The 18,302-nt window shown below is 51.3% G+C and carries 18 protein-coding genes; 5 read left to right on the top strand and 13 right to left on the bottom strand.

Annotated elements, in window-relative coordinates:
- Positions 1–39 precede the first annotated feature (39 nt).
- The 3 genes from acnA to ACJ8HB_RS20105 all read right to left on the bottom strand — a co-directional run bounded on the left by acnA (position 40) and on the right by ACJ8HB_RS20105 (position 3,704).
- Positions 40–2,712: an aconitate hydratase AcnA gene (gene acnA, locus ACJ8HB_RS20115; protein ID WP_047567186.1), complete on the bottom strand. Its 2,673-nt coding sequence runs from the start codon at positions 2,710–2,712 to the stop codon at positions 40–42.
- A 222-nt stretch (positions 2,713–2,934) separates the two neighbouring features.
- Positions 2,935–3,171, bottom strand: a complete 237-nt coding sequence (locus tag ACJ8HB_RS20110) for a hypothetical protein (RefSeq protein ID WP_052133513.1) — start codon at positions 3,169–3,171, stop codon at positions 2,935–2,937.
- The gene (locus tag ACJ8HB_RS20105; protein WP_072021557.1) at positions 3,168–3,704 is read right to left on the bottom strand and encodes a DUF2778 domain-containing protein; all 537 of its coding nucleotides are present in this window, start codon (positions 3,702–3,704) and stop codon (positions 3,168–3,170) included. Before ACJ8HB_RS20105 ends, ACJ8HB_RS20110 begins: the two co-directional genes overlap by 4 nt.
- Positions 3,705–3,971: 267 nt before the next feature.
- Between ACJ8HB_RS20105 and ACJ8HB_RS20100 the strand changes: the two genes are divergently transcribed.
- Both ACJ8HB_RS20100 and ACJ8HB_RS20095 read left to right on the top strand, forming a co-directional pair.
- The gene (locus ACJ8HB_RS20100; RefSeq protein WP_223307149.1) at positions 3,972–5,138 is read left to right on the top strand and encodes a site-specific integrase; all 1,167 of its coding nucleotides are present in this window, start codon (positions 3,972–3,974) and stop codon (positions 5,136–5,138) included.
- A gap of 174 nt (positions 5,139–5,312) precedes the next feature.
- Positions 5,313–5,561 (top strand): hypothetical protein, encoded by a 249-nt coding sequence (locus ACJ8HB_RS20095; RefSeq protein WP_072021624.1) that lies wholly within the window; start codon positions 5,313–5,315, stop codon positions 5,559–5,561.
- Between the two features lie 124 nt (positions 5,562–5,685).
- Here the strand turns inward: ACJ8HB_RS20095 and ACJ8HB_RS20090 are convergent, their stop codons facing one another.
- From ACJ8HB_RS20090 to ACJ8HB_RS20050, 9 genes are all read right to left on the bottom strand, one after another.
- A complete protein-coding gene (locus ACJ8HB_RS20090) occupies positions 5,686–6,303 on the bottom strand; it encodes a hypothetical protein (RefSeq protein ID WP_176602515.1) in 618 nt (205 codons plus the stop codon).
- Between the two features lie 77 nt (positions 6,304–6,380).
- Positions 6,381–6,752, bottom strand: coding sequence for a hypothetical protein (locus ACJ8HB_RS20085; RefSeq protein ID WP_141240937.1), 372 nt, complete (start codon positions 6,750–6,752; stop codon positions 6,381–6,383).
- 1,161 nt (positions 6,753–7,913) lie between these two features.
- The gene (locus ACJ8HB_RS20080; protein ID WP_052133429.1) at positions 7,914–9,977 is read right to left on the bottom strand and encodes a tape measure protein; all 2,064 of its coding nucleotides are present in this window, start codon (positions 9,975–9,977) and stop codon (positions 7,914–7,916) included.
- On the bottom strand, positions 9,974–10,255 hold the full coding sequence (locus ACJ8HB_RS20075) for a hypothetical protein (RefSeq protein ID WP_047567181.1): 282 nt from the start codon (positions 10,253–10,255) through the stop codon (positions 9,974–9,976). The genes ACJ8HB_RS20080 and ACJ8HB_RS20075 overlap by 4 nt, the downstream gene beginning before the upstream one ends.
- Entirely contained in the window at positions 10,255–10,668 is a 414-nt protein-coding gene (locus ACJ8HB_RS20070) for a hypothetical protein (RefSeq protein WP_047567179.1), read from the bottom strand. The genes ACJ8HB_RS20075 and ACJ8HB_RS20070 overlap by 1 nt, the downstream gene beginning before the upstream one ends.
- Before the next feature lie 173 nt (positions 10,669–10,841).
- A complete protein-coding gene (locus tag ACJ8HB_RS20065; protein WP_094887965.1) occupies positions 10,842–11,423 on the bottom strand; it encodes a hypothetical protein in 582 nt (193 codons plus the stop codon).
- Positions 11,424–11,525: 102 nt separating this feature from the next.
- Entirely contained in the window at positions 11,526–12,452 is a 927-nt protein-coding gene (locus ACJ8HB_RS20060; RefSeq protein ID WP_141240936.1) for a hypothetical protein, read from the bottom strand.
- Positions 12,424–12,606, bottom strand: a complete 183-nt coding sequence (locus ACJ8HB_RS20055; protein WP_047567173.1) for a hypothetical protein — start codon at positions 12,604–12,606, stop codon at positions 12,424–12,426. Before ACJ8HB_RS20055 ends, ACJ8HB_RS20060 begins: the two co-directional genes overlap by 29 nt.
- A 17-nt stretch (positions 12,607–12,623) precedes the next feature.
- The gene (locus ACJ8HB_RS20050; RefSeq protein WP_141240935.1) at positions 12,624–13,055 is read right to left on the bottom strand and encodes a hypothetical protein; all 432 of its coding nucleotides are present in this window, start codon (positions 13,053–13,055) and stop codon (positions 12,624–12,626) included.
- A gap of 1,905 nt (positions 13,056–14,960) precedes the next feature.
- On the opposite strand from ACJ8HB_RS20050, the gene ACJ8HB_RS20045 reads away from it, so the two are divergent.
- The 3 genes from ACJ8HB_RS20045 (at position 14,961) to ACJ8HB_RS20035 (ending at position 16,681) form a co-directional block, all read left to right on the top strand.
- Positions 14,961–15,320, top strand: coding sequence for a hypothetical protein (locus tag ACJ8HB_RS20045; protein ID WP_047567169.1), 360 nt, complete (start codon positions 14,961–14,963; stop codon positions 15,318–15,320).
- Positions 15,321–15,352: 32 nt separating this feature from the next.
- Entirely contained in the window at positions 15,353–16,390 is a 1,038-nt protein-coding gene (locus ACJ8HB_RS20040; RefSeq protein WP_047567167.1) for a major capsid protein, read from the top strand.
- Positions 16,391–16,486: 96 nt separating this feature from the next.
- A complete protein-coding gene (locus ACJ8HB_RS20035; RefSeq protein WP_047567165.1) occupies positions 16,487–16,681 on the top strand; it encodes a hypothetical protein in 195 nt (64 codons plus the stop codon).
- 224 nt (positions 16,682–16,905) lie between these two features.
- Here ACJ8HB_RS20035 and cysB read toward each other — a convergent pair whose 3' ends face one another.
- Positions 16,906–17,880: an HTH-type transcriptional regulator CysB gene (gene cysB / locus ACJ8HB_RS20030; RefSeq protein ID WP_033634747.1), complete on the bottom strand. Its 975-nt coding sequence runs from the start codon at positions 17,878–17,880 to the stop codon at positions 16,906–16,908.
- Between the last annotated feature and the right edge of the window lie 422 nt (positions 17,881–18,302).

Genomic DNA, 18,302 nt, shown 5'->3' with positions numbered 1-18,302 from the left:
ACAATCAGGGCGCCTTGCGGCGCCCTTTTTATTGCTTAATTACAGCATTTTCCTGATCACATAATGCAGGATGCCGTCGTTTTCGTAGTAGGTCAGCTCATTGCCGGTATCGATGCGGCAACGGGTGTCGATCACTTCCTTGCGCCCGTCGGCATAGGTGATGTGCACCGGCACCGTCTGGCCCGGCTGCAGCTGCTGCAGGCCGCCGACGCTGATCTGCTCATCCCCGGTCAGCCCCAGGGTTTTGCGCGTCACCCCTTGCGGGAACTCCAGCGGCAAAATCCCCATACCGATCAGGTTGGAGCGGTGAATGCGCTCGAAGGATTCGGCGATCACCACCCGCACGCCCAGCAGGCGCGGCCCTTTCGCCGCCCAGTCGCGGCTGGAGCCAGAGCCGTACTCTTTACCGGCGATCACCGCCAGCGGCACCTTTTCCTGCTGATACTGCATGGCGGCGTCGTAGATAGACAGCTGCTGCTGCGACGGGATATGGCGGGTATAGCCCCCTTCCACGCCCGGCACCATTTCGTTGCGAATGCGGATATTGGCGAAGGTGCCGCGCATCATCACTTCGTGGTTGCCGCGGCGCGAGCCGTAAGAGTTGAAATCCTGCGGCGCCACGCCGTGCTCGCTCAGGTAACGCCCCGCCGGGCTGTCGCGCTTGATGTTACCCGCCGGCGAGATGTGGTCGGTGGTCACCGAGTCGGCCAGAATCGCCAGAATGCGCGCGTCTTTGATGTCCTGCACCGGATCCGGCGTCACCTTCATGGTGCTGAAGAACGGCGGATGGCGGATATAAGTAGAATCCTCTTGCCACTGATAGGTCGCCGAGCCGGTCACCTGGATCGCCTGCCAGTTAGCGTCGCCGTCGAACACTTCGCCATATTCCTTGTGGAACATCTCGGTGCGCACTTCTTCCACCGCCTGAGCGATGTCCTGGCTGCTCGGCCAGATGTCCTTCAAATAGACCGGTTGACCGTCGTTGCCCTCGCCCAGCGGCTCTTTGGTCAGGTCAATCTTCATGCTGCCCGCCAGCGCATAAGCCACCACCAGCGGCGGTGAGGCCAGCCAGTTGGTTTTCACCAGCGGGTGGATGCGCCCTTCGAAGTTGCGGTTGCCCGACAGCACCGCGCCCACGGTCAGATCGCCCTCTTTTATCGCCTGCTCGATCGGATCCGGCAGCGGGCCGGAGTTACCGATGCAGGTGGTACAGCCATAGCCCACCAGATTGAACCCCAGCTCTTCCAGATAGGCGGTGAGTTTGGCGCTGTCGAAGTAGTCGGTCACCACTTTGGATCCCGGCGCCAGCGAGGTTTTTACCCAGGGCTTGCTGCGCAGCCCTTTCTTGACGGCATTTTTCGCCAGCAGGCCGGCCGCCATCATCACGCTCGGGTTGGAGGTGTTGGTGCAGGAGGTGATCGCCGCGATCACCACCGCGCCGTCGCGCAGTTCGTGCTGCTGCCCGTCCAGCGTAAAGGTTTTGCCGTCGGCTTTGGTCTTTTGACCGCCGATATCCAGCTCGGTGGCGGCCTTGAACGCCTGCGGCACATTTGGCAGCGCAACGCGATCCTGCGGGCGTTTCGGCCCGGCGAGGCTGGCTTCCACCGTCGACATGTCCAGCGCCAGCGAGCTGGTGAAGACCGGTTCATCACCGGGGTTGCGCCACATGCCCTGCGCCTTGGCGTAAGCTTCCACCAGCGCGATTTGTTCTGCGCTGCGGCCGCTGAGCTTCATATAGCCGAGCGTAACGTCATCCACCGGGAAGAAGCCGCAGGTGGCGCCAAATTCCGGCGACATGTTGGCGATGGTTGCCCGGTCCGCCAGCGGCAGATCGGCCAGGCCATCGCCGTAAAACTCGACGAACTTGCCGACAACGCCGTGCTTGCGCAGCATTTGGGTGACGGTCAGCACCAGGTCAGTGGCGGTAATGCCCTCGCGGAGCTTGCCGGTCAGCTTGAAGCCGACCACGTCCGGGATCAGCATCGACACCGGCTGGCCCAGCATCGCCGCTTCCGCTTCGATGCCGCCGACGCCCCAGCCGAGGATGCCGAGGCCGTTGATCATGGTGGTGTGGGAGTCGGTGCCCACCAGCGTATCGGGATAAGCCACGCGGCGGCCGCTTTCGTCGCTGTGCCAGACCGTTTGCCCAAGGTATTCGAGGTTGACCTGGTGACAGATGCCGGTGCCCGGCGGCACCACGCGGAAGCGGTTGAAGGCTTTCTGCCCCCAGCGCAGGAAGGTGTAGCGCTCGTGGTTGCGCTGCATTTCGATACGCACGTTGTCTTCAAAGGCGTTGTCATCGCCAAATTCATCGACGGTGACCGAGTGGTCAATCACCAGATCCACCGGCGACAGCGGGTTCACCTGATCGACGTTGCCCCCCAACCGCCGCACCGCTTCGCGCATCGCGGCCAGATCCACCACCGCCGGAACGCCGGTAAAATCCTGCATCAGCACGCGCGCCGGACGGTAGGCTATCTCACGGTCGGCATGGCCGGTTTGCAGCCAGGCGACGATGGCCTTGAGGTCGTCAACCTGCACGGTATCGCCATCCACATGGCGCAGCAGGTTCTCCAACAGCACTTTCATTGATTTCGGCAACCGGTCGATATCACCCAGCTGCTTCGCCGCCAGCGGCAGACTGTAATAGTAATATTCGCTATTCAGCGCAACCAGCTTATCCATACTTGTTTCACGAAGATCGGACGACATAGCTCCTCCATTTCTTATTGTGATAAAACAGGGTAATCACTGAGGTCTTGTTTAAAGATACCACAAAGATAAGTTAACGTTTTGATAACAACACGATTTGATCACAACGATAGGCGGGAACAATCAGCGCAAAGGAAGTCCGAACGCCGCCAAGGGGTTAGGCTGCGCGCCAACGAAAACGCTGCAACGAGGCGGCGCTTTGGCAGGGAAAATCCCGTGGCTTTAGCTGGGATTACGCACCAGGCGGTGACAGACTATGAGTACAACCGCCGCAATGATGGCAGAAACACCCAATTTAATGGCAATGACAACCGAGTCGAAATTATTCATCCCTATTTCACCATCACCGCTAATTTCTATGTTGTTGGAAACGAAGCTGTCGAAAATTCCGTCTGGTAGGTAGCGCAGCAACAAAAGGGTTAGCAACAAGAACAGAACAATCCAGAGACTTTTTTTCATCGTGATACCACGCATTTACTGTAATCAGGCACGCCTTGAACATCTATACGGCCGTACGCCATCAGCCCTCGACCTCCAGGCACTCTCACTTTTCTACGCCTTAGCAGCGCATCCCGAAGAATCTGAAAGTCAGATGCCTGATAGAGAGTAATACATCCCCAAGAAACACCGGTGCCATCTGTGTTGAGTGGATGCAGTCTAAAACTGTTTCGAATGGCGCCATTTACGACGGTGTAGTCACTCATTGTTTCATTGCTGAAGAGACCAAACCATTCAGAATGGCGATTCTTGTAGAGATGATACAGGTCAACCAATTCAGAGCGAATTTGATTTGCAATACTGCCCTTTGGTCTGTCGACGATCCAGTATGTTCCTGGAGGAATGGCGGCTTTCTCACGATCCGAACAGTTTGGGTTGTTAATGTAATACTCAATACCCGATAACACGTCGAATGTCCCCACTCCATAGCACCGTAATTTCACTATCTTGCCATCATTTGATAAATCAGCGTAGTTAAGCCTGCATATCTGCATAACGTTGAATTTCCTTATTCAATGATCCAAACGTTTGCACTCTACTCAGACGCTAACGGGTTGAAAAGAGGGCAGCGACTTTTCAGGATGATCCTGAGAAGCAAGAAGGCACGGATTTCCGGGCTAAAAAAACCCGGTTTGGCAGGCGCCTCTCCGGGTTTGATTTGATATCGTCAACGGTTACTTAATCGGCAGCTTGATGTCCTTGAACATCGCCTCGATCTCTTCGTGTCGCTCTGCATAAGGCTTTGCGGGGTATAACTGATCATGGCAAACAGGATCGAAACAGGAATCAAACAGGTTTTTCAGCGTCCAAACGGGCTATTCGTGTTCTGCAAGCACCACAAAAACACCAATATCCAAATCGCATTGAGTACACGGGACGCTTTCATGGCTGTTCTGATGGCCCGTAACCTGATGATGGTCTATCTGCAACATCAGGATGAGGAGTTGGAAAGCATCCGTTCGCGGCTGTACGCCTGCCGAACTCAACTCCAGAAAGCACAGCTCGTTGGCTATGCTCCCGTGGCATTAGCCGCAGTGGCAACAACCCCCCTAGCCGATCCCACAGAGAAGAAAGCGGCAGCGCCGAAGCGAAAACGTAAACGCCTAACCCTATCAACGGTGCTCGAGGAGTATTTGAAGTGCCAGAAGGCAGAATGGCGAGGTAAAACTTACTCTGCGAATGAGGCCAAATGTCGCTACTTCATCACCCTTATTGGGAACAGGCTGATCACCGATATCAGTAAATCGGATGTGTCAGACTTTAAACAGCACCTGATTGATAGAGGGTTTAGCCCAAATACCTGCAATGACTACTTCATCAAGGTTACGGGTCTTTTCACCTTCGCAGCTACTCAGCGTGAGTACCTCACACGCTCCCCATTCGACGGTATGGGATTCAAACGGGTAACCAATCTGAAGCCACGGAGAGGTATAAAGAATGCAGAACACCAACAAGCTATTAACGGCTTTCCAGAACGATCGCAAAATTGGTGGCTGCTACAACTGCTCTATTATACCGGGTGCAGAATCAGTGAGATCGTCCAACTAACCCCAAGGGACTATCGTCAGATTGATGGCGTTTGGTGCATATCTATAAACGATGATGGAGTCAAAACTATCAAGAACGAAGCATCGCGGCGAAACATCCCTATCCACCATGATCTGATAGCGTTGGAAGTTTTAGAGGATAAACCTACCTTCTCGTATACCCCTGATCGGGCATCTCAATTGGTTAGCTCTATCTATACCGGCTTAGACGTCACCGCACATAGTTATCGTTACGGAATGAGTGACCGCCTGCGCAATGTAGAAGCTTCGGACTATGTTAGGTTCGCCCTGCTTGGGCATGCTCACAAAACAACTACTGATCGTGTGTATCGCTCGGATGGCGCTTTGGAACGCTTAAGAGAAGCTATAGATAAAACTTAGAATCGAAAGAACCTAACTACGGTCAGGTAAGGGGGAAAATTTACTGCCACTCCCCCTATACCCTCTTGACCTTGCATCTGTGTGGATATACAGTAAACACAACATATGGTGCATTTGGATTTCACTAAACACCATATGGACATCTGTATCCAAAACAAAAATAGGTATATGAAAGTGGCAAATAATACAAAACAAACCTCAAAATCAGTCGCCTCGAAGGCGGCGCAAACGCTGAACAACCCTAATGCTTCAGCAATCCAAAAGAGCCTAGCCGGCTCAGCCTTGGCCCAGTCCAGCACGAACAAGCAAACTGGCAAGGCGATGGAAGCTAAGGCCTCAGCAGCTCTAGAAAATCCACGTTCTGCGGATCTCACTAAGAGCTTGGCCGGGACTGTAGTTTCACAGGCAAACAAGAAACGTTAAGGCATTATCTAATGGGGGAAATATCTATTACCCCCATTTAATTAAGTTATATAACTCGAACATTTTCACCAAGAGTAACTATTTACACCATATAATTAACCATTTATTTATACAGGTCGCAAAATCACCTATTGGAACGATATTCTTTTAGAAATCTAGCAGATGATCCTGCACAATAATTTATCAATTTCTTAACGTCGTTTTCATACATTGGCAAGTCTTTCCCGAAAACAATATACTCGGGAAAGGCAGACTTGCTATCATTAACTCTTTTTAGTTTTATAACGCCTTTTTCCCGATCCTCATTGATCAACCTTAACTCAGCAACAGTCTCCATACTCCCATTATGTAGCTGTTTTACTATAAATTTTCTATCAACGAAAAAATTTAATATATTTGGCGAGGTACTTTCTATTGAAATAACCCACGTTAATGGCATGGCATCGCATATCCTTTCACTAAGGATCTCACCATAAACTTGACCACTGTTTCCGTTATTCAAGGCCATTATGATGTCAGGTTGTCCAACCAGAAGTCCTTTATCAGTTCCATCAATTAGGTATTCTAAGTTAGTAGACCATTTGCCACTAAGAAATGACTCGTCGTAAAGATATGTTTTTTTAAACTCTTCGTACGAGTTAGGTATATCGCTAATACTTCTCAATCCGCCGCTAAAATTCGTTATGAAACCAGCAATAAAGAAAAGTGCATATTTTACCACGGACCAAATTTTATTTCTCACAAAGTCCCTCACCTAAATAAAACGCTGAGCATTGTATTAAAAAGACAAGAAATCGAAGAGTATATTTACAGAAAGCTTCACTTTTCAGCGATACTAACAGATTCTAGTGTTACTTGGACCAACATTTTTTGAAACTCCAATGCATCAATGTCACCATCTCTTTGATATTTCTCCTCAGCATCTTTTAATTCCGCCTCCATTCCTATACGTATATTTTCTGCCTTTGCCTTCCCTGTCTTTATCGCTTTGACAATACTTTTACAAAGAACCTCAGAATTATACATGGTATCTTGAAGATCTTTTAAATCCTCTTTGTTTTTCAAAAACATTGGTCCAGCATCACTATCAAGAACAACTCGTGTTGCCATTTTTCTGCATTCTGATTTAGCCGCAGTGAATCCAGAATAAACACTAAGAATTATAGCTACTAATGTCAATTTTCCACACATTAAAACACCTTCCTTGTCTAATTTAAGCCTTTAAAAGATCTCAAAATCCGTACATCTTCTTTTGAAATATCCTAGCATACCTATACCTCTACTTAACACCTTCTCTACCCCCTGAACCTTTTTCTCGAGCTATTTTCAAATATCAGTGGGGTAATTCTCTAACACCCTCTCAGACCTCTTGTGCAGCCCCGTATTGAATCCATCTTGAATCTAAATACAATCCATAGCTTAAACTTTAAATCTCTCACAAGTCGATACCGACCGATCTGGCGTGTCTGTCTTGCCTGCCCGGCTCCCGGTGCACAGTTGGTGCGTAGCTGATTAGCCTCTTTAGGCTCCCCTACCCACGTAGACCGCGTAAACACTAGGTTTTGATCTGGGGATTGGTTGATTTTTGAATAGCCATTTAACATAATGACTATTAAACGCACCTTTGTAACAACCCCAACCAGTTACCTTTCCTCTATCTCAAGTCATTTGGTAACGCTACGCCAATTCTGAGACAACAACGAGAGGCAGAACACGCCAGATTCCACAGAGAAGATTGTGAGTGTGGATAACTCGATCAGTCTGTGGGTAAGTCTAACCAAAAATACCGATATTCGACCTTTTGGACACTTCGCCCCGTATTCAGCCGTAAGGCTCATAAACGCCTTTTTGGCGCGGCTGCGCCTCTTTATCGGCAAGACTACCTTCAAGGGGCTACGCCCTGCATCGGTACGATGCACCCGTGCACGGGCGGTAGTGCCACACAGCTGCAAAGACCAAGGAGGCCCGGAGGGGCCGACTGGTGAGCCTCTTTAGGCTCTAAAACAGGCCCTTTTTTGGGCAAAATAAAAATAAGCGCGAAAAGCGTGTTTGGTTTAGAACCCTATCTTTTCTACCTCGCTGCAAAATAACTTGCACGCGGCTGTAAGGCCCGCCCCACAAGGGTTAATCCGTTTTTCGGAATATTTATATCTTCAATTGGGCAAGGTCTACCCCCTCCGATTTTGGGCAATAGTGGCGTTTAGTAGGCTCATTAATTGGGCACTTGTGGACCATTTAACGGCTTTAACCCCTATTTATTTTTGGTCAAATTTAGACGGATTACAGGCAAAAAGAAAGGGGCCGAAGCCCCTTTGTGTTAATGACCAACTGTCTGTTAGTGTCCAACCTGTATTAGTGTCCACCGCCGATCATCATGTTGATTTGGCGTCCGTCGAAGTCTTCAATCTCTTCACGTACCAAACCTTTCACGGCCCCATCCTGAACCTTGACCACCGAAGTTACTTCGATCTGGTGCTTTTGGGTTGCAGCTTCAACAGGATTGCGGTAAGTGTTCATGAAGGCACTGCCCGAATAAATACTACTCAGGTCGATTGTAGGCTGTGGTCTGAGTGCCGGAGGTGGCGCGATAGAGTCGGCTAGTTGGTACATTCCAGCGGCCCGGCCTGCGGCCTCCAGCCAAGGATTAGTAGGCTTACTGTCGAGTCTGGCTTGATTGATCCGTTCAGTTGGATCACCAAACTGGGATTGACCTACTTCCCATGCTGAATACAGCGTTCCCAGAGGCCCCAGAAGCTTACCGGCCTTACCTACCATGCCGACCTTAGAGGCCGCCCCGGCAACGCCGCCTGTCGTCTTGGAGGCTGTCTTAGCAACACCGCCAGCGGTAGCCGCTTCCACTCCGCCGAGTGCGCTGATTGACTTCAGCACACCAAGCAATTTTGTTAGTGGGTGAAGGAAGCCGATGATCCACTTCAGCGCCCCGCCCAACTTCCACATGCTGCCCGCAAAAGCTGTTACGCCCAATGCGTAGGCCGCCATTTCTCCCCAGCCTTTAAGACCTTCGAAAGAGATCCCCATCTGTTCAAGGTAATGACCGCCAACAGATGCAACAAATACGATCGTGTCATAGAGGTATGCGAAGGCGTCTGTGGCTCCGTCGATTACGTTACCAGCCAAATCACCCCAGAACTTGAACGAATCCGCGTTATTGTTCAGCGCAGCGGAAATGGTGTCGAATGCGTTGGTAAGAGCACTACCGAAGCCACCATCGAAGAATTCTCCCATTGACGCCTGCATTGCGGTCTTCAGTCGCTGGAAGCTTGCCCTATTCGAGTTGACCGCTCGATCGAGAGCGCCACCATTGCGGGCGAGTGCCTTGAACTCATCAGCGACGGCCGGGAGGATGTCCTTAGACATCAGCTTGCCCTCTTCCATCATCTTAAACAGGTCTTTGGTAGTCAGGTTGACGTTATTTTGGGTCTTCTGAAGAGCCTTGACGAATACGTCTACTGCGCCGGGGAGGCTCTCAGAAAGTTGTCCTTTGAGCTCTTCGCTCATTATTTGACCTTTTGACGCCATCTGGTTAAGCGCTTTCAATGCCCGGGATTGCTCATCGGCAGAAGCACCTAGGACGGTCCCATATTCAGAAACGCCCTCGAAAAGGTTCCTAACCTGACCGTCAGACATTGAGGATTTAGCCGCCGCGTAGAAGGAAGTGTAATCCTTGCCAACTTTGATCAGGTCAAGGCCCAGACGGTTGGACTGATCACGAAGATACTGCATTTCCTTCGCTGCTTTGTCGGCTGAACCGGTAACAGCTGTAAGGCCCGACTCCATCGATTGCAGGTCTTGGCCCGCTGTCATGATGGACTTCCCGACGGCGACCGTGGCGGCAATGGTGATTGCACCCTTCGCACCTTCGATCATTGAAGTGTCCAACTTGGTGACCTTGGCAGTAACTGGCAGTGTCTGGCCTTTCATGCCCACACGGCCCTGTTTCCGCATATTGGTTTGCAGCTTGCTTACGGCGGCGTTGTACTCACCCACAGCAATCTTCCCGGCGTGGAATTGACGAGTCAGATCACCAAACTGGGAGAGGGATTCCGTTCTCTGCTTGCCGGTCAGGTTGTAGCTGCTGGCGGCAGTAGAGAAGCGGATAGACTTGGCGTGGATCTGTTGAATCTTACGCTCTGCTTGCAGCTGTTCGCGTGCGGCCTGTTTGGCTGCGGCTGCTTCTGCACGGGCGGCTTTAGTGCGTCGTGTATACTCGGATTGCTTGAAGCGTTCAGCGCCCGGCGGGGTCACTTTAGAGGTGGCAGCTTTCATCTTGCTAGCTGTCTTATCCCACTCTTGACCGATGCTCTTGATCGCTTTCTTTGCCTTGGCAAAGCTGCCCCGATCGACTTCCCAGCTTACGACGTTCTTTGTTGATGTAATGATCATATTGCTGCTCATGCTTCACTTCCTTGTTTTAGCTCTTGGATTGCATAACTGACAGCAGCAACGACCATCCGATTAATGTTTGTCTGGGGGCGATTATAGTGGACGTCGTAGCGGATCAGCTCCAAATCAGCCAGGGTGAGGCGTCCGAATTCCACTTCTGAGATGATGCGATTAGGCGTCTTGCCCATAATTCGCGGCAGCAGGCGGTCAACCTTTGGACTCGGCCCCACGTTGGCGAACGTCTTAACCGGGGATGAAATATCGAAAATGATGATTGAACTACCCTTCATTATTCAGCCTCTTTATTCTTGGTCAGGCTCATGATCACGCCCTTCAGGTTGGCCTCTTGGTCTGGCGTTAGAACGGTGATCCCGTGCTTGCTGATCTCCACACGGCGCAGCTTGGATTTACTGACCTCTGTCTCCTTGGACTTCATGAGAAGAGAATCAGCGCGACCGTTTGCCGGTCCACCCTGTGCAACATGGCACATTGCAATCCCGCGTGATTTGACCTTTCGGCCCTTGGTGGCTTCGGTAGCTTCCACAGCTGCGAGGAACTCACCAGAGCTGGCGATCAGGGCTTCTAGCTCATCCTGTGCCTTGGTGCTCTTGGTGACCTCTGAGGCGGCTTCCAGTTCAAGGACTCGCTTTTGTTCGGCGACATGGGCTTGAACGTTCTTGATCAAGTCTGCGATGTTGGACATGGGTAATTCTCCTTATAAATTAGGTGTATGGTGCTGTTTGAGGGGGCTGCTATGGGTAGTGCTGTTGGGGGTGTTACTGCGGTTGAAGCTGGGAGAGAACTTGGTAAGCGATGTACAGGATCACGACGTGGCGCGGGGTGAAAACCTTTAGCCACATATCGCAGATCAGGCGGTTAATGACCAACTGCCTGTAGTCTATGCTTGTAATCCTGTTTATCGTGCTTATCCTTCGCCACAACGTTTCTATTCTTCTCATCGGCTTTAGCCGTCTTGCTGGTTGGTTTAAAGATTGGGCTACTCACGTTAAGAGGGCGCGGCCCGTGTAGGGATTCCAAAATCTCGGACCAGTGGCGCATTTTGCTAACCAGCTTCGCCGGGTATTGGTGATCAGTGAGCCAGCGGTTAACCGTCTGCGTGTTTACTTCCAACAGGCATGCAATCTCTCGCTTGCTCTTGCCGTCGCGGGTCATGCAATGACACATGGCGATCTTACAGTTAAGTGAGATTTGGAAGCGTCGGCGCAGCTTGTGGTTAAACTTCTTACGCTGGTCTAACACGAAGGCCAACGTGGCGTAATGGTACATGCTCACAATCTCATGAGGCTCATAACCCCAGATGCACGCACGGCGGATCGTATCCACTTGAGCGGGTGACAGGTTCAGCGCTCGGATATTCGTTTTAGTTAGCGGCTTGTTGGTCAGGCGGAAGGCTAGCTCATCAATGCGTTGCTGTTCTGCTGCGGAAATCTCAATCACTATTTTCTCCTTGTCTGCTTGCAATCGGGTGGGGCTTCCTGTACAGTTTACTGGTCGAAACTCAACCTTAAAAAATGGCAAAAGGTTAAAAAATAACCAACATCAGTAAGCATCGCCGTCATCCGGGTTCCAATCATCATCAATGCTGTAACCGTCATCGTAACTGTCGTTGTTAGATGCCCAATCTGAGGCCTGAGTGGCCCCCTGAGCTTCTAGAATGCGCTGGCGGTGGAATACGCCGATCTCGCCCTGCAACCGCACGGCAGCCTTAGCACGGCTCCCTTGGCAATGGCGCATAGTCTCGGCCAAATCATACTTGAAGCCATGCAGTTCAGCGGCAGCAATCTGCTGATCCAACTGGTCAGGCTCGGCAGCTGTCACCGCGTCGCTATCATCGTGATCGCAGTCATCAACAGGAAGAATACTATCAACTGTTTCCCCTTCGGTTTGTGGTTCGGCTACTTCGATTGCCTCAGTTGTTTTAATTACATCGGGCTGTTCTGAATCAAGATCATCATGCTGGACAGGATCCCCAGCGTCGCCGCTGTTATCATCGTCAAGTTGTTCTTGGTCTTGGACAACAGACAGTTTAGGCTTACCCTTTCCAACTGGACGGCTTGCAGCATTTTTATTCCCCTTTGACTTACGGTTATTTACTCTCTTCACCTCGGCAGACTTCGCGAACTCCACCACGATCGGCAGCGCTTCTAGCAAGTCTACGTCTCCCCTTCCCCGGTTGTCTGGGTCGGCAGCGATCAATTCCAATTCTTTCAGAGTTGCCATTGCACGCTTCACCGTAGAGAGGGAGCATGACAAATAGGCTGCAAGATACGACTGACTAAACTCGGCACGCTTGCCGGTTCGGGTGAAGCTTAGGATCAGGTTGTAAGTCATTTTCATTTCAAGGGTGAACTTAACCCCCTTGTATGATTCCAACATCATGACGGTGTTCAGTGCTGCGACGTTGCCGTTTTGAATATCGGTATTCAGGGTTACTACATTATTTGCTGCGGGTGCTGCTGTGGTCATTGTCTTTTTCCTTAACAGTGGTGGAATTAACGGTATTCTTCTTTACGAATTCACGAGTGGCTTTCTTTACAATGGTGTAAATGGAGCCATGCTCCCGGGTAGCGGCCAGAGCACACAATTCACGCATCAATTCATCATCAAACTCAATCTTCACTTGCTTCTCCTTGTTGGTTACTGACGTGCGATAGGCTCGCCGGTCACTTGCTCAAACTCTGCGGCGCTGTTCAAGGCCATCATGGTAAACACGTCCTGCGTGCTGATCTCCATTCCACGCGCTGAGAAGAAACTTTGCCAAGCGACAAGAACATCGGTCAGGATGTCGTGGCTACCGTGGAAATCCAAAGTAACACGGAGCTGGAGCCTTTCTTCTGCGGTCATCTGAGATGCACGCTCTTGGAGCCGCAACGCTTGCGCCGTAAACTGTGGATACTGGTCCAACTCAAGAGCTAGCGCCTCTTTAATGTTGTTCGCCAGATCGTGGCGGCCGTTCTTACGGAAGCGGCTAGCCTGTTGGATTAGAGACTTACGCAAAGTGCGGCCGGACGCCAGACGCTGCGCGATATCTTCTACATCGTCGAAGCGGGTATTTTTTGTGTCTGTCATGCTTGCATTCTCCTTGGAAGGTTGTATAATCAGTGTATATTGGCCCATTTGCGACTCAACAATAATTATTTTCTCATAAAAGTGTTGATTTGTCAATCACTTTGTGGTATTTCATTGCGTGTCGCAGCCCTTCCTTATTATCTTTAGTAACGCGGGCGCTCGCGTGATACACGGTGTGACATACATTGTCAACAAATTTATATTAATCAACCCTCCGCAATCTCTCCCCCGCCGTTGTCACATATTCTTCCCCGCAGGTGGTCAATCTCTAAAACCCTCTGTAATCGACTCTAAGCGATTCTCCGGCCTTGTGGCTATGGTTTAGATAACGCAGCAGCGAGCCGCACAGGAAGCCTGAGGGTGGTCACGTGGCTGGGTGTTATCTGTATTCCAATCTGCCGCCGCCCCGGCCGCCCATGAGTCACCTTCACATCGTTCCGGTGTTCCAAGTTGGTCTTGCTCGCAGGTGCGAGCGCTGCCCAAGGGAGTCTTGCCTGTGGATACAGGCGCTATAGATCTATGCTCACAGCCGTGAGCTTGCCCAACAGAGGCGCGTCTGTAAGACGCTTACCAAGAGACGGATCTGATCTAACAGCTATTCCATAGCTAAAACCACTACACCTCTTAATATCTAAATTAATAACAATTGTAATTGTTAAGGGTTTTATGGTTTTGATCTATTATTATCGATCCCTTGAATTTTATTATTATCAGGTAAGTTAATTATTATAGTGGGTCAAATTGACCTAACTTTTATCCGCTAGGTTAGCTCAAATTGACCTAACTTCCACACTGAGCGCTTGAGAAGTTAGCTCAGATTGACCTAACTTTTTATCGCCTCCGGTAGGAGCAGATAGCACCCACCCCCGATACTGGCCCGGTGAGCCTGCCTCACTTGGTGGCGCTCTTCACCTGTTGGATATCTCCCCGGCGTACACCTTGGAACCTCCCCCGCCTTGCCGGTAACCCTCCCACCCGCTGACTCATATCATAAATCAATGTAGAATGCAATAAAATTTGCAAATCTTACCAAAATAAGATAAAATAATAGTACAGACAGAGAGTTACGCATTCTCTCTTGCTGTCTCCTTGTTGGGATCGAGCCTTAGCCAGCCATATCCCAACGGGGTGTGCCGCTTCTCCTCGTTGCGGCGCATCTCTAAGCGCATTTGCGATATTCGAGTGTGCTTAGAGATACCACTAACGCATGGTTGTATCTCCTCGTTGAATTTAAGGTCGCCGGGTTCCAGAGTCCCGGCCCTTTCTTCTGGTCACTTGATCGAGTGGTCATAGGAAAGGGTTCACAGGCCCCTCCTCACCTCATCGGGTGACAGATGCAGGCGCAACACCTCACAGTTGGACACGGCCCCTTCACCGTGACCTAACGATAAACAGACTGGCGCAACGCTGGAACTGTTTCCGGTGGGCCGCATTACCCGCCGTTTTCTGTGTGTGTCTTGTCTGCGGGTTGATCCCAAGTCTCCCGTGATAGGCGGTCAGGGCACACACAGAAAGTTACTTGCTTCTCCGGCTGTCGCTTTCACTCAGTAATCATATTAACAAAGGGGCCTCCTCCCTCTCCGGCCCCTTTCTTTTTCCTTGGTATCCCTAGCGAGCCTCATAGGCTGCGATCGCACAGCTGCCCCGCTCCCTGCCGTCGTGGCTTGTGGTGCTCGCTAGGCATATCTGAATGCCGCCTCCCCTGTGCTGGGGACTGCTGCTTGTTGGATCGGTGTGATTAGTCCCGTGGGGTAAAACCTTCGGGATCCTTTCCTCCCTCCACTTACTGCAATCCACACCACACAAAGAATTGCCTCCGGCAATATCGCGGCCCCGCCGCACATGTGGACTCACACCCCACAGCCCACCTCTGGGCGCATAACTCCAACAAATAGGAATCCTCAAATGCAAAAGTTTGAATACGAACCAACTAGCATTGGTGACGTTCTGGTAGATACCGCCTCCGACCTATTCAGCCGCACTGAACTGAAAGGCGTCACTCTCCCCGCCGACGTCTTCTGTGGCGACATCCTGAGCAAGGCGACTATGGCACTGTTCAAGGCTGGCGACGCTGATCCGATCATCTGCCTGTCTGACCGTTCCGCCGGTACAGAAAAGACAATCCGAATTGTGGATCGCCACGTAGTGATCACCGATTTCCGCCTGCAAGCCGCTGACGCCGCAGCGAAGAAAGAAGCCCTAACCAAGCTGACCGCTGACGGCTCGATCCGACTGGCAACTAACGCTGATTTCTACAAAGCGTAATCACCCCCCAATTCAAAGAAGGATTTTAAGCAATGGCTAAGACCGTTAAAGATTTGAAAGCTGCTTACGAAGGTTACGACTTCGTTACCCCATTCAAGGAAGTGCGCCCGGGTAACTACCTGTTGCAAGAGCTGGGCCTGTTCGCAACTACTCCGAGCAAGTCACCTTCTGCACGCATCGCCGATATTGTGGAAAGCGAAGCCTCCGAGCTGGCCCAGAACGATAGATACGGTACCGATCAGAACTCGGTGAAGATCGACAAGAGCACCATGTATCAGGCTGAGATTCCTGTAGTTGTTCAAGCTGCATCTGTTCGCCCGCACGACTGGCAAGGCCGCATTAGCGCCGTTGACGGTAAAGAAATGACCATTGAAGAGTGTATCGCCGCACGCGCTGAGCGCTTCAATATCGACTATCGCGAACGACTGGAAAAAGATCTGGCTATGGCGATCTTCGAAGGTAAAGCCGAAGCGATCCATACCGACGCCGGATCTGTGGACTTCCAAGCAATCACAGGTAAGGCTCCGGGCAGTCAAGAAATTGACTTCGGTACTGCTGATACTGCCGACATGAGTTCACAGTTTAACAAGGCTCGCCGCCTACTGAATAAAGAACTGCGCGGAGCTCGTTCTTTCTTGGAAGGTATGATCGTGTTTTGTGGCGCTGAGTTCTATGACCGTGTCAGAACCAACGCCTATAACGCACAGTTGATCATGCACAAGGTAGATGGCGCCCCTAAGAATGCCTACACCAATCAGCTGATCGCCGGTTTCGAGTATATGGATTGGCAGAACATGCGCTTTATTTTAGTTGACGACGACCGCTACAGCGTGGATGAAAAATCCGGCCTGATGCTTCCTAAGTTCAGCCGCGACGACATTAACCCACTGCGTCTGGTACAAGGCCCATGCAGCCGCCACCAAGGAATCGCGTCCGAGAAAGGCGTGCAGGCCCGCTACGGTTGGACCAATGTAGACGATCACGGCATGATCGAAATGAAACAGGAATTCAGCCACCTGCCGCTGAATCTACGCGGTAACTACGCTCTGAAGCTGACGACCAAGGCGTAAAAACCTGCCGCGTGCACTGGGGGGCTTCGGCCCCCTTTGCCATTGTGGCTAAGTGCCTTGGCTCTCATTCATTGAAACTTTTAACTTGAGGCAATAATGAAAATCTCAATTAATGACTCCCTTGGGTTCAATCTCTTCTCTTCGTTTGGTGCTGACGTGATCAACCGCTCCGCGCTGTGCCGGATCATGGGCTTCGACGATAACCGCTTTCACCGGTACGAGAAAAAGAACGGGTTTGAACGCGCCCTAAAACACTTCATCGCTGAGGCTCGCAAGGCTAAAGCTGAATAAGAGAAAGGCCCCGCCGTAATTGGTTGGGGCCTTTTTTGTTTTAACGTGGTCGACAGCGCGGTTAAGAGACGCTCCAACGAGTAGCGAAACAAGGAGGGATTGAATTCCCCTCCTTGATGAGGCAAGCTCACCGTCTGTGTAGATCAACAGGATCGAAACAGGATACAAACAGGTGAGCGAACACCAGAGAATCGAAGCCTGCTGTAAGTCGTTAATTTTACGGCTTACTTAATCGGCAGCTTGATGTCCTTGAACATCGCCTCGATCTCTTCGTTGGAACGCAGCGCCACCGCGCTGTCGACCACGTCGCGCGTCAGGTGCGGCGCGAAGCGCTGAATGAAGTCGTACATGTAGCTGCGCAGGAAAGTGCTGCGGCGGAAGCCGATTTTAGTGGTGCTGTAGGTGAAGATATCGCTTGCATCCACCGTCACCAGATCCGGATCCTGCACCGGATCCACCGCCATGCTGGCGATCACCCCCACCCCCAATCCCAGACGCACATAGGTTTTGATCACGTCGGCGTCGGTGGCGGTAAAGACGATGCGCGGCGTCAGGCCGGCGCGGTTGAAAGCGGTATCCAGCTCCGAGCGGCCGGTAAAGCCGAAGGTGTAAGTGACGATCGGGTAAGCCGCCAGCTCTTCAATGCTGATGCTGCTTTTGCCCGCCAAAGGATGATCGGGCTTCACCACCACCGCGCGGTTCCAGTGGTAGCACGGCAGCATGATGAGATCGTCGTACAGGTGCAGCGCTTCGGTGGCGATGGCGAAATCGGCGGTGCCTTTGGAGACCGCTTCGGCGATCTGCGTCGGCGAGCCCTGGTGCATGTGCAGCGAGACGCGCGGGTAACGCTCGATAAAGCCCTTGATGACGTTGGGCAAGGCGTAGCGAGCCTGGGTATGCGTGGTGGCGACGTACAGCGAGCCTTTGTCCGGGTAAGTATGTTCACCGGCAACAGCTTTGATGGCATCCACCTTGGACAGCACTTCACGCGCGATGCGAATAATTTCCTGGCCGGCCGGGGTGACCTGGGTCAGGTGTTTGCCGCTGCGGGCGAAGATCTGGATGCCCAGCTCATCTTCGAGCATGCGCACCTGCTTACTGATGCCGGGTTGCGAGGTATAGAGCCCTTCTGCCGTCGAGGAGACATTCAGGTTGTGGTTAACCACTTCCACAATGTAACGAAGCTGCTGCAATTTCATATCTTATACCATCCTAGGTTAAACACTGCGGCTTACCCGCAGCCAGGTATATCGGTGTCGCCCCGGTATGCTGAAACTCACAAGCCATAAACACCGTGTTTTACCCTGATGGTGAAGAAAACGCCGTTGTTAATAAGCTTTAATAATAAAAAAACTTTTTATATAACCACTATACCACGTTGCAGCTTCAAGTATAGATCCGTGTCACACTATGATAACGATTATTTTGCATTGGTATCAACGTGAAACGGCGGTGACGGAGGGGTAAAAACAGCAAAGGATAGATCCGTTTCCCCCTTTTCACCAGTAAAAGACCACCTCCTGAGGAGGTGGCTTTACACGACGCCCCCTAAAAGGGGGCCATTTTCGAGTTAATCCTGCAACAGCTCCATCTGCTGTTCGATCTCTTGGTCCTTCTTATC

The sequence above is a fragment of the Serratia sp. CY27727 genome, from assembly GCF_052169275.1.
Classification (GTDB): Bacteria; Pseudomonadota; Gammaproteobacteria; order Enterobacterales; family Enterobacteriaceae; genus Serratia; species Serratia sarumanii.
Note: the sequence above shows the minus strand (reverse complement) of the source record. Positions and strands in the feature narration are given on the sequence as shown.

What these genes read in the sequence shown, in the direction of transcription:
- ACJ8HB_RS20080 (WP_052133429.1), bottom strand. Translation starts at nt 9,977, where the DNA reads ATGAGCAGCAATATGATCATTACATCAACAAAGAACGTCGTAAGCTGG.
- ACJ8HB_RS20105 (WP_072021557.1), bottom strand. Translation starts at nt 3,704, where the DNA reads ATGCAGATATGCAGGCTTAACTACGCTGATTTATCAAATGATGGCAAG.
- ACJ8HB_RS20085 (WP_141240937.1), bottom strand. Translation starts at nt 6,752, where the DNA reads ATGTGTGGAAAATTGACATTAGTAGCTATAATTCTTAGTGTTTATTCT.
- ACJ8HB_RS20045 (WP_047567169.1), top strand. Translation starts at nt 14,961, where the DNA reads ATGCAAAAGTTTGAATACGAACCAACTAGCATTGGTGACGTTCTGGTA.
- ACJ8HB_RS20050 (WP_141240935.1), bottom strand. Translation starts at nt 13,055, where the DNA reads ATGACAGACACAAAAAATACCCGCTTCGACGATGTAGAAGATATCGCG.
- ACJ8HB_RS20040 (WP_047567167.1), top strand. Translation starts at nt 15,353, where the DNA reads ATGGCTAAGACCGTTAAAGATTTGAAAGCTGCTTACGAAGGTTACGAC.
- ACJ8HB_RS20070 (WP_047567179.1), bottom strand. Translation starts at nt 10,668, where the DNA reads ATGTCCAACATCGCAGACTTGATCAAGAACGTTCAAGCCCATGTCGCC.
- acnA (WP_047567186.1), bottom strand. Translation starts at nt 2,712, where the DNA reads ATGTCGTCCGATCTTCGTGAAACAAGTATGGATAAGCTGGTTGCGCTG.
- ACJ8HB_RS20110 (WP_052133513.1), bottom strand. Translation starts at nt 3,171, where the DNA reads ATGAAAAAAAGTCTCTGGATTGTTCTGTTCTTGTTGCTAACCCTTTTG.
- ACJ8HB_RS20035 (WP_047567165.1), top strand. Translation starts at nt 16,487, where the DNA reads ATGAAAATCTCAATTAATGACTCCCTTGGGTTCAATCTCTTCTCTTCG.
- ACJ8HB_RS20100 (WP_223307149.1), top strand. Translation starts at nt 3,972, where the DNA reads ATGGCAAACAGGATCGAAACAGGAATCAAACAGGTTTTTCAGCGTCCA.
- cysB (WP_033634747.1), bottom strand. Translation starts at nt 17,880, where the DNA reads ATGAAATTGCAGCAGCTTCGTTACATTGTGGAAGTGGTTAACCACAAC.
- ACJ8HB_RS20075 (WP_047567181.1), bottom strand. Translation starts at nt 10,255, where the DNA reads ATGAAGGGTAGTTCAATCATCATTTTCGATATTTCATCCCCGGTTAAG.
- ACJ8HB_RS20060 (WP_141240936.1), bottom strand. Translation starts at nt 12,452, where the DNA reads ATGACCACAGCAGCACCCGCAGCAAATAATGTAGTAACCCTGAATACC.